2 protein-coding genes and 1 pseudogene are annotated in these 3,707 nt (G+C 37.6%); 2 read left to right on the top strand and 1 reads right to left on the bottom strand.

All coding sequences use genetic code 11. The features are described 5' to 3' along the window. Positions 1-196 precede the first annotated feature (196 nt). Positions 197-1,240: pseudogene (locus tag U860_RS0103890) on the bottom strand (IS4 family transposase); the annotation flags it as partial. 502 nt (positions 1,241-1,742) lie between these two features. Here U860_RS0103890 and U860_RS0103885 point away from each other — a divergent pair. Together U860_RS0103885 and U860_RS31130 are read left to right on the top strand one after the other, a co-directional pair. Further along, positions 1,743-1,940 carry a hypothetical protein gene (locus U860_RS0103885; RefSeq protein WP_025147471.1) on the top strand — a complete coding sequence of 66 codons (198 nt, stop codon included), beginning with the start codon at positions 1,743-1,745 and terminating at the stop codon, positions 1,938-1,940. Positions 1,941-2,196: 256 nt separating this feature from the next. Beyond that, a complete protein-coding gene (locus U860_RS31130; RefSeq protein ID WP_162790988.1) occupies positions 2,197-3,132 on the top strand; it encodes an HNH endonuclease in 936 nt (311 codons plus the stop codon). Positions 3,133-3,707 lie beyond the last annotated feature (575 nt).

The following is a 3,707-nucleotide window of genomic DNA, read 5'->3' as shown; positions in this document are numbered from 1 at the left end:
TGCGTGTAACGAGGCTACGTCTACGTTCACTGTACGTTACAACCTGGAGATTTGCCCACATGCCTTTTGCATGTGATGTCAGAGGGCTTCGCCGTGTCGCTTTCACTTCATGGCGCCTCTCAGGCTACGGGAGTGGAGTCTATTCTCCCGATTGGACTTTCACCAACTAGATAATGTGTCCTTATCTGGACACGCCGATTTGCCAGCGTAAAGAATACCAATCATGTACTTGTCCCATCGGGACAATATCTGTAGGTGTGTTTGTCATATATACATTGATGCCACTGAGTCGTTTACTACGAGTAGAATACTTCATTCCTTTCTTTTTTTCTCTTACAGTTTGATCTTGTAATCGTTTTTGTTGTTGTTCTTTGGTTAGTCGATGAACAATCACACGGGTTGGTACTTTATCAGTCATTCCTACATAAGCGTTGGATATTTCACATGTTTGTCCTGGTTGAAGAGAGTTCATTAAGACCTCCATATCTATCTGTATATACTCTGTACCTTTCTTGATTCTTCCATCTTGAAAATAATCAGGAGTGGGATTTTTTTGATAAATACGTGTATTTGATTTAATACGAGAGATATAGTAAGCCTTTTTATCTTGTATATGTTGAAGATCTTTCAAGTGAAAATAACCTAAATCACGGATACATAAATCATTCGCTGTCACAGTTGGGGCACATAGAGAACCATAGGTTCGATCATGTTGTTTACCTGGGCCTGTATGAATATGTAGGAACTGTCCACTTAATAAATCATACTCAAGCTGAATCTTCATCCCAGCTGTATGGCTGCATCCTCCTGCACCTGGATAAACAGATGAAAATACATCGGGAAGTTGAAAGGCAGTTGAATCTAGGATACGAATACGTTTGAAAATAGAAGCGTATGGAGAAGTGAGCATCTTAGTTGAAGATAACTTTTGGTTGAGAAGTTCGGCTAACACTTGTTGTAGGAATTGCACGGCTGTGGCATTAAATCGTTGATTCAGTCCTTCGGGACTGATGAGCACTTCTGTTGATGCTTCTAAACAGCTACATAAATGAGTTAAAGAGGTTTTAGCGACTTTTTGACTGATCCATACACATAAAGCGACTAAATCTTTTGCTTGGTACTTACTGGTTCTTTGCACAAAACCAACATTTCTAGCAAGATCTCGTAAGAAATTTGGAGATAAGAAGTTTTGAATTTCTTGAGCAAATAGTTGTAATTCATCAGATACAGAAATAGACATACAAAAACGCCATCCTTTCCTATGATTCTACAGAAAGAATAGCGTATTTTTTCATTTTAGGGGGATTTTATTTTGTTAGCTTGATAGCGATGTGGCGAGACCCCTAACAGAGTTCATCAAAATTAGTCAGAGAAAGTTCACCACGTTGGTGATTATTGAACATGTTTGTTTACTTTTTAGCAAAAACATTGGTTTAAAGCCTCTTTCTCCCCCCAAAAAAGATAACATACCGAAAAGTTCACCACTATTTTCACCATACCTTTCACCTCGTGAGTGAAACCTTCTAAAAAATATCACCACAAGTTTCACCATATCTTTCACCGCACGAGGGAAACTTTCTAAAAAATATCACCACAAGTTTCATTATAACTATCACCAGGTTTTTCACTTTAGATATGATTATTTCGAACTTCCCCCTACAAACTTCAAATTCAGCGTTTGTACAGTCAACATTCTTATGAACTATGATGAAGACGAGATGCAAAACAAAGGGGGAATTATTTTGAAGTTTCAAGAGTTTTTAGTGACGTTTCATCTATCACGAGGGAAAATGCAACAAGTTATATATGAGGAGAGTTGGTCTATTTTACGAAACAGACTAAGACACGATATTGCCGATGCAAACATTCACTACATAAAAATTGATGGAACGATCATTTTCACGCATCACATCAAGTCATTTGACATAAAGAGAGTATAAACAAAAGAGAGGTAATTTTTTACCTCGCTTTTGTTGTATATATTTCTTTCGAATATCGGTTTCATAACTAAAGAATTGTTGTCGATAATTCTTTAGTTTCTTTTTTTGACTACTATAAGAGCTAATATTATAATCAAATTGCATCAGACGAAAAACATTGATATAACAACAATATACCGCTGATGTATTACAATTAAACAATAGCTCTTTTTTGAGATAGAAGGGAGTTTGAAAAAGAATGAATATCCAAGATTTATTGGCTTCACTACCACCGGAACACAAACATGCTTTATCGTGGTTTGTCGAGCATGCAGGAGAAGAAGGAGTTCCGCATACTCCAAAAGTGAATGGAATACCAATCGTATCACCAGGTCAAGGAATTTTTAAACCAAAAAACAGTGATTACGTTCTTTCTGTTAAAGAAACTTTAAAAGAAAAGTACCCCGATCAAGAACCTGTTATTATGCCAGACGGTTCGTGGTACTACGCCTACCACCAGAGAGGAGACGATTCTGTTACCACACGAGATACTCTATTTGATAATCGTGCTTTAACGCTTAATATGAAGAATTCAATTCCTGTTGGTGTGGTTCTCGAACAATCCCCCGAAGGACGAAAAAAACGTTATAAGATTAACATTGCACTGCCTGTTGCTTGGGTTAATGGCTTTTTTATTCTTGCTGGTCCATCCCCGACAGGTAAAATCTCTGAAATGACTAGTTCTCCTGGAGAGATGTTGGCACACATTGTAATGGTAAATGAAAATCGATCAGTTAAGGATTTTGATCCACAATCGATTACCGATGAACGTAGAAGATCACTTCGCCTAATTGTTCAACGCCAAGGACAACCTGCATTCAGAAAGGATTTATTGAATGCTTATGAATGTCGTTGTCCGATATCTGGATGTAATGTAGAACAAGCACTTGAGGCAGCCCATATATTTCCTTACACTGGCCCTGATACTAACTGTGTTCAAAACGGCGCACCTCTTAGAGCAGACCTTCACACTCTCTGGGACCGTGGATATATTTATGTTGATTCTGCAAACATGACAGTTGTTGTTCACCCTAACTTACTATCAAGTCATTACGGTAAGTATCATGGAACCAGTTTCGATTTACCGAATGATCCAAATAATCACCCTTCAAAATTAGCACTAGATGCACACCGTGATTTTTGCGGATTTTAGTCTATGGTAAGAGAAAATAATAGGAGCAAAAGAGGTCATTCATTGAAATGGGAAGTAAGGCCGTTAAATAATGAAAAAAAGACCACCAATGGCTGCAACCTATGGAAGTCTGAGTAATAAACAACTAACTAAAAATTATACCTTTCCGTTTGTTATACTGCAAGGAGCGGCACTATAAATAACAAAGTAAAAAGAAACTGAAAATTGTTTAGAAATTAACGATATCCACCTCAAGCAAAAAGACAGGATCATAGTATCCTGTCTTTTTTTATTTTGATAAGTGTCATAACTTAAAATACGTGACATGACGGAACAGGGAATTAGTGCCTCATCCCCCGAAAATTTTTTCTAGGGGAACAGCTATCCGATTATAGCAAAAAACAGTAGGGAAGGTCATCTATATGGGGACTGTACGTTGCATTTAGTAAGGAGATTGCCCATAAAGAAAAAGATAACCGCCTCAGAATCGCTTGTACGGTGTTCCATTACCTACCAGTAACACTTTTGAAACCGCATCGTATGTTTAGAAACCACATTAGGAAATAGCCCCACGCTGATATTATCCCCTTTAGGTA

The sequence above is a fragment of the Bacillus sp. H1a genome, from assembly GCF_000633475.1.
Taxonomy (GTDB): Bacteria; Bacillota; Bacilli; order Bacillales; family Bacillaceae_G; genus Bacillus_A; species Bacillus_A paramycoides.
This window is presented reverse-complemented; position numbering and strand designations above follow the sequence as displayed.